This is a genomic window from Limnobacter sp., assembly GCF_964228395.1.
Taxonomy (GTDB): domain Bacteria; phylum Pseudomonadota; class Gammaproteobacteria; order Burkholderiales; family Burkholderiaceae_B; genus Limnobacter.
This window is the reverse complement of sequence record NZ_CAXQZX010000145.1, coordinates 1-6,748: the sequence shown is the minus strand read 5'-3', so window position 1 is coordinate 6,748 and position 6,748 is coordinate 1. Positions and strand designations below refer to the sequence as shown.

Annotated in this window: 4 protein-coding genes; 1 reads left to right on the top strand and 3 read right to left on the bottom strand. The window is 54.5% G+C overall.

Annotation, left to right across the window (positions count from 1 at the left end):
- Window positions 1-274: 274 nt before the first annotated feature.
- On the top strand, window positions 275-1,852 hold the full coding sequence (locus tag ACEQU8_RS12275; RefSeq protein ID WP_370263973.1) for an ABC transporter permease: 1,578 nt from the start codon (window positions 275-277) through the stop codon (window positions 1,850-1,852).
- 28 nt (window positions 1,853-1,880) lie between these two features.
- Here the strand turns inward: ACEQU8_RS12275 and acnA are convergent, their stop codons facing one another.
- The 3 genes from acnA to ACEQU8_RS12260 form a co-directional block, all read right to left on the bottom strand.
- Window positions 1,881-4,604, bottom strand: coding sequence for an aconitate hydratase AcnA (gene acnA, locus ACEQU8_RS12270; RefSeq protein WP_370263972.1), 2,724 nt, complete (start codon window positions 4,602-4,604; stop codon window positions 1,881-1,883).
- Between the two features lie 79 nt (window positions 4,605-4,683).
- The gene (locus ACEQU8_RS12265; protein WP_168427002.1) at window positions 4,684-5,925 is read right to left on the bottom strand and encodes a DUF2863 family protein; all 1,242 of its coding nucleotides are present in this window, start codon (window positions 5,923-5,925) and stop codon (window positions 4,684-4,686) included.
- Between the two features lie 46 nt (window positions 5,926-5,971).
- A partial coding sequence (locus tag ACEQU8_RS12260) for a sterol desaturase family protein (protein ID WP_370263970.1) occupies window positions 5,972-6,748 on the bottom strand: 777 nt, incomplete at its 5' end.

Genomic DNA, 6,748 nt, shown 5'->3' with positions numbered 1-6,748 from the left:
AGGCAGGCAATTTCCCCTTGAGCAAGCTCAAAGCTGACATCCCGCACCGCCGGTGCGCCGCCGCCGGCATATTGAATGCTCAGGTTGCGAATAGAAAGTGCGGGCGTTGCAGTCATGCTGATTGGTGGCTCACTGTTGCTTTGTCATCAGGATGCGTGCTGGTGCAGGGCAATCCAGAAAACTTAAAGTAAAATCGTTCTCACTTCTATTTTGCCATGTCTGGACGGTTTTTTTGTTTAATTTGGGGTTGAGAAGCCGCGTTTTTGTCGCGCTGTTGGCCGTTCTGCTGTTGCTGCCCTTTGTTTATTTGATTGGGCTGGCTGGCCTGAGCTTGTTCCAGGCGCCGCAGGTGCTGGGTCATTTGGCGCAAACCACTCTGCCGGGCCTGGTGGCGCAAACCCTTTACCTGTGCTTTGGGGTGGTGGTGTTGACCAGCACCATGGGCGTACTGCCAGCGTGGTGGGTGTCTGCTCACGAGTTTCCAGGGCGCAAATGGCTGGAATGGCTGCTGCTTTTGCCCATGGCCATGCCATCGTATGTCATTGCCTATGCTTACACCGATGCGCTGCAATACTCTGGCTGGCTCGCTACTAGCCTGCGTGGCGTGTTAGGTGCAGACTTTCGACTGCCAGAAATTCGCTCAACGTCGGGTGCGATTCTGGTCTTGAGTTTTGTGTTGTACCCCTACGTTTACATCATGGCGCGCACCGCGTTTTTGGGCCGAAGCCCGTCCATGCTGGATGCAGCACGGTCTTTGGGGCACAGCGCCACCAGTGCTTTTTTGCGGGTTGGATTGCCTGTAGCGCGCCCGGCGTGGGTGGCTGGGCTTGCCCTGGTGCTCATGGAGACCTTGGCCGAGTATGGGGCCTTGGCTTACTTTGGTGTCCAAACTTTTACCACCGCCATATTCAATACCTGGCTCAACATGGGTGACCGCGAAAGCGCGGCTTTGCTCGCAGTGATGTTGTTGCTGGTGATGCTCATGTTGATCACATTTGAGTCCAAGGCCCGGGGGCGGGCGCAGTACTACACCCAATCTGGCCGCGGCAGCACCGTCGATCGCAAGCGTCTAAAGGGTCAACAAGCTGCATGGGTGTTTTTCCTGTCTGCCATGCCGGTGTTTTTGGGGTTTATTTTCCCCTTGTGCATTTTGCTCACCTTGGTGGTTGACGTGGACACCGCCATTAACTGGGCGGGTAGTTTCGAATGGGCTTACCACTCGGCGCTGTTGGGCGGCATGGCGGCTGCGGTTGCATTGGTGCTCGCGGTGTTTTTGGCGTACGTAAAACGCCAAGCGCAAGTGTGGTGGGTTACAGCGGTTTACCGCTTGATTTCTTTGGGCTATGGTGTACCGGGCGCCATTTTGGCGATTGCCATTTTGTTGCCGCTTGCGCGGGTGGATCAGTTCACCTACACCTTGGGCATGGGGATCCCGGCGCTCACTGGCAGTGTGCTTGCCCTCGTGTATGCCTACAATGTTCGATTTACTTCTGCGGCTTTGCAGTCGGTAGATTCGGGCTTGCAGCAAATTACTCGTCACATCGACGAATCGGCACGCGTGCTGGGGCGTACGCCAAGACAGGTGCTCTGGCAGGTTCACCTTCCCGTGTTAAAGGGTTCGCTTGCCACTGGCATGTTGCTGGTCATGGTCGACGTGATCAAAGAACTCCCGGCCACCTTGGTGCTGCGGCCCTTCGATTTTGACACTTTGGCGGTGAAATCTTACCAATTTGCCTCGGACGAACGGCTCACGGAAGCCGCGGTGCCCGCGCTCATGATTGTGCTGGTGGCCTTGGTGCCTATATTGTTGTTGATTCGTCAGGGTGCTCGCCAAGCCCGAAGTCGGGTTTGACGAGCGTGCCCCATGTGGACAAAACGGCTTAGGCCGCAAGCAGTTCGCGCAGCACGTAGGGCAAAATGCCTTTGTGCTTGTAATACTCCACTTCAATCGGCGTGTCGATGCGGCTGAGCACCTTCACGTCTTGCTTGCTTCCGTCGGCCCGTGTGATTCGCAGTGTCAGTTCAGCCTGTGGTGGGGTGTCATCGTTCAAGCCCAACACATCGAAAGTTTCACTGCCATCCAGTTTCAACGTTTGAATCGAATCGTCGCCCATGAACTGCAGTGGCAACACGCCCATGCCCACCAAATTGCTGCGGTGGATTCGCTCAAAACTGCGCGCCACCACCACCCGAACCCCCAATAGTTGCGTGCCCTTGGCCGCCCAGTCGCGGGAGGAGCCTGTACCGTACTCTTCGCCAGCGAGCACAATCGTGGGTGTGCCCTCTGCGATGTATTGCATGGCTGCATCGTAGACCGTGGTTTGTTTGCCGTCTTTTAGGGTGAAGCCACCCTCAACCCGGTTGCCGTTTTCGTCTGGTGGGATCATGAGGTTTTTAACGCGCACATTGGCGAAGGTGCCGCGAATCATCACGTCGTGGTTACCGCGTCTGGAACCATAGCTGTTGAAGTCTTTTTTCTCTACACCGCGCTGCTGTAAATACTGACCCGCCGGGGTGTTGGGTTTGAAAGACCCCGCTGGTGAAATATGGTCTGTGGTCACGGAGTCGCCCAAGATGAGCAACGGTTTGCAGCCGGTGAGACTGGGCAACCCCGCAGGCTTCATGCCAAAGTCTTCAAAGAAGGGGGGTTGGGCAATGTAGGTTGATGCAGGCCAGTTGTACACCTGCCCACTGGGGGCATGCACTTTGCTCCACAGGTCGCCGGGCTGGCTGAAGTTGCTGTAGAGCTTCACAAAGGTTGGGGCATCCAATGCAGCGGGCAGTAGTTCGTTAACCTCTGCATTGCTTGGCCAAATGTCTTTGAGGTAAACAGGTTCACCCTCTTTGCCTGTGCCCAACGGCTCGGAAGTCAGATCAATATTGGCCTTGCCAGCCAAGGCAAACGCCACCACCAAAGGGGGAGAGGCCAAAAAATTGGCTTTGATGTTGGGGTGAATGCGCGCCTCAAAGTTTCGGTTGCCCGACAGCACCGCACAACCAACCAAGTCGTTGTTCAAGATGGTGTCGTTGATTTCGGGCGCAAGGTCCCCCGCGTTACCAATGCAGGTGGTGCAACCGTAGGCCGCCACGTTGAAACCCAGCTGGTCCAGGTAGGGTTGCAAGCCGGTTTTGCTGAGGTAGTCACTAACCACCCTAGACCCAGGGCCCAAGGAGGTTTTTATGTGGGCTTGTACCTTCAGGCCTTTTTCTACCGCCTTCTTGGCCAGCAGACCTGCGGCCAACATCACCCCGGGGTTTGACGTGTTGGTGCAGCTGGTAATGGCTGCAAGCAATACGTCGCCGTGCCCAAGAGTTAATTCACCCTGGCCGGTGGGGTATCGTTTGTTCAATCGCTCTGCTTTTTGGCCAAACCCACCCTCGGTCATCGGCTTGGAGAACAGGCTGTTGAATTGGGTTTTCATGTTGGACAGCAAAATGCGATCTTGCGGACGCTTGGGGCCAGCCAGCGATGGCTCCACGGAGTTTAGGTCGAGTTTGACCACGTCCGAATAATCGATACTGCCCGGCGCAGGCATACCCAACATGTTTTGCGCCTTGAAATACGCCTCGAAGCGCTCCGCCTCCTCTTGGCTGCGCCCCGTGTTCTTTAAAAATTCGACGGTTTTTTCGTCAGGCGGGAAAAAGCCCATGGTCGCACCGTATTCAGGCGCCATGTTGGCCAGCGTTGCGCGATCGGTCACCGACAGGCTCGCTGCACCGGGACCATAGAACTCTACGAACTTGCCCACCACTTTTTGCTTGCGCAGCAACTCGGTAATGACCAGCACCAGGTCAGTTGCTGTGATGCCTTCCCGAAGCGCACCGGTCAGTTCAACCCCAACCACATCGGGAGTTAAAAAATAAACGGGCTGGCCCAACATACCGGCTTCGGCCTCTATGCCGCCGACACCCCAACCGACCACCCCCACACCGTTGATCATGGTGGTGTGGCTATCGGTGCCCACTAGCGTATCGGGGTAAAACACGGTGTTGTCGTTCTCTTCACCGGGCTTTACCGCACTGCGAACGCCGCGGAACAAATACTCCAGGTTGACTTGGTGCACGATACCAATGCCTGGAGGTACCACTTTGAAGGTGTCAAAGGCCTGCATGCCCCATTTCATGAATTGGTAGCGTTCACCGTTGCGCTCAAACTCAATTTCCATGTTTTTGCGCAGTGAATCGGCTGTGCCAAAGTAGTCAATCATCACAGAATGGTCAACCACCAAATCCACTGGCACAAGCGGTTCAATTTTCTTGGGATTTTGGCCCATGTCCCTTGCCACATTGCGCATGGCAGCCAAGTCGGCTAGAAGGGGCACGCCGGTGAAATCCTGCAGAACCACACGCGCCACGATGAACGGAATTTCATCGGTGCGTTTGGCCTGGGGTTGCCAGTTGGCCAACTGTTGAATGTGTTCTTCTGAAACCTTTTTTCCATCGCAATTGCGCAGCACCGATTCAAGCACAATGCGAATCGATACTGGCAAGCGGTGCAGGTTGGGAAAGCCCAGTTCAGCCAGTTTGGGCAGACTGTAAAACTGGCCTTTCTGGTCGGTTTTAGAAGTGAAGGTGCTCAGTGTTGAATGCTTCAGGGTTGACATACCTGTTTCTCCCTTACGTGTAGGGTGCCGAAAAATGTCGGCACCGTATTTCAAAATCAAGCGGTGTGTTTGATGCTTTTCAATGCAAATGCATGCTGTTTGGCAATTCAGAGTCTTCCGGGAGTTCTGCATGCAGCAACTCACCCTCCGGGTTGGGGTACAAAGGCGATCCGCAATCTTCACAGTACTCCAGCGGGAAACGTTCTTCCAGCACCTTGATTTGACGAATGCCGACTTCTTTTAACAAGGCTTCAATTTTTGAGCGAATAACGGGGTTGTCGGGTTCGCTTTCGATGTCTTTTTCGTACACCGGGTCAGGCTCATTGCCGTATTCTTCGCCAATGAGTGGCCACACCACGCCATGCACAATGTCGCTATTGCCTTCCACAGAAAAGCCGATTCGGTATTCTTCAATTTCTCCGCGATCTACAAATGCGCCAACACTGGCATGAATTTTCTGTGTGGGTACATCCAGCGCACTTTCAAGAAAGGCGGCAGAGGCGCGTACTGAATAGGCACGAGCCTCTTTCTCGGCCTCGCGGCACGCGTTGTAAAGGCCGTTTGGCAGCATCAGTTCAAGCAGGCAGCCAGGCATTATTTTTTGAAGGGCCTGGCCACCGGTCAGTCGCCAGTTGGCGAGCACTTCGTCTTTGCTCAGAAGAGTGCCATTGCTGTGGGCCTCAACTTGCCACTTGAATGCAGGTTGGCCCGCGGGCACGGAAATCGCGCCAATCAAATAACGTACATCACTTAAAAAGCTTTGGGTGGCGGGCAGGTTCTCGGTGTCGATGCGAACTTTCACGCGATCGATGGCAGCTTGCCCCAATTGCCTCGCCAGTTCCGCGGCAGCGGTGTAACTTTCAGGCAGTTGATCCGGGCTGAACAGCATGTTGGTGAGCACCAGGTGGGCATGATCAGACAGCACATTTTTTTGAAGCAGCTTGGTGAACTCAGCCACCGTGGCCTCTTCAATTTTGCCAGACGGAATGTTATAGGTTGACCAGGCCAGTACTGGCGCGGCCAACAACAGAATGTCTTCTTCTTGACCCAGCTCGGGACTTTCGACGGTGTTTTCGATGGCGAAGGCCAACTCGTCGTAGGCACGGTAGTTGGTACTGTACAAATGATCAAGAGTTTGCATCAGCGTCGTGTCGCTGCGGCCTTCAAGCATGGGGGCCAACGCTGCAAACAGCTTCTTTTTCCAGAAACGGCGCTCAAGCCGGCTACCGGCGTCTGCAAGCAGAATGGCCAGGTTCGCCAGCGGTTTGGCGTACTTGGACAGTTTGGATCGGGAAGCTGTGTTGAGTGGTTTTCTGCGCATGGGTGGTCCTTCTGAGGTTCCACCCATTGTAGTACGAGAAGATTGCTTAAATTGTTTTGTCGCGCAGGTTGGACTGATCGCTCAGGCCTGGTCGTACCCACTCGGGCGGTGCCCATATGTGCTTGATACGCTGCCAAACTGGGCCAGGCTTGAGTGCATCTGAAAACATGTCGCGCCATTCATGGGTGTTCAGCGTCCAGATGTTGTTGGTCCTGGGTTGGCGAACAATGCCGTAGTCCACCGGCGCAACTTCGGGCTCGAAGGTGCCAAAAATTCGGTCCCAGATAATTAATACGCCGCCGTAGTTTTTGTCGATGTATTCGGCGTTGCGACCATGGTGCACGCGGTGGTGGCTGGGTGTGTTGAAAATATACTCGAACCATTTTGGAAACTTGTTCACAGCCTGAGTGTGAACAAAATATTGGTAACCCAAGTTGATGCCATAGGCCAATAGTACTGCCCACACGGGGAAGCCAATGATCAACATGGGCGCCCAAAAAATTTGGTGCAGGTTCACTGCATAGAACAGGCTTTGGCGCATGGCTGTGGTGGTGGTCATGTTCTCACCACTGTGGTGTACAACATGCGCGCACCAGAACCAGCGTACCCGGTGGCTGCCCCGGTGAAACCAGTAATAACAAAACTCAATGCCGAAAAGCAAGCCAGCAAAACTCAGCGGCGTGACTTCAATGGTCGCGATGCGGAAGGAGTAGATCCATTCCATGAATGCCGACACAAACAGCGCAAACCACACCAGCTCCATAGCCTGGTAGCTTCCACCCAACAGCATATTGGTGATGACTTCATTTTTTTTAAAGAAGAA